Here is a 419-nt window from a genome sequence, read left to right on the forward strand (position 1 = left end):
TTCTCGGACTACAAGGGCTATTACTTCTCGGGCGACGGCTGCAAGCGCGACGCCGACGGGGATTACTGGATCACCGGCCGTGTGGACGATGTGATCAACGTGTCGGGCCACCGCATGGGCACGGCCGAGGTCGAAAGCGCCCTGGTGGCGCATGCCAAGGTCGCCGAGGCGGCCGTGGTTGGCTACCCGCATGACATCAAGGGCCAGGGCATCTATTGCTACGTGACCCTGATGAACGGGGTGGAACCCAGCGACGAGTTGATGAAGGAACTGCGCACCTGGGTGCGCACCGAAATCGGCCCCATCGCCAGCCCCGACCTCATCCAGTGGGCCCCCGGCCTGCCGAAAACCCGCTCGGGAAAGATCATGCGCCGCATCCTGCGCAAGATCGCAGAAAACGACTACGGCGCGCTTGGCGA

1 pseudogene is annotated in these 419 nt (G+C 64.2%); it reads left to right on the plus strand.

From position 1 onward, the window contains the following. A pseudogene (locus MWU54_RS18645) lies at positions 1-419 on the plus strand (acetyl-coenzyme A synthetase); the annotation flags it as partial.

Origin of the sequence: Marivita sp. S6314 (genome assembly GCF_023015985.1) — a bacterium.
In the GTDB taxonomy this organism is placed as follows: domain Bacteria; phylum Pseudomonadota; class Alphaproteobacteria; order Rhodobacterales; family Rhodobacteraceae; genus Marivita.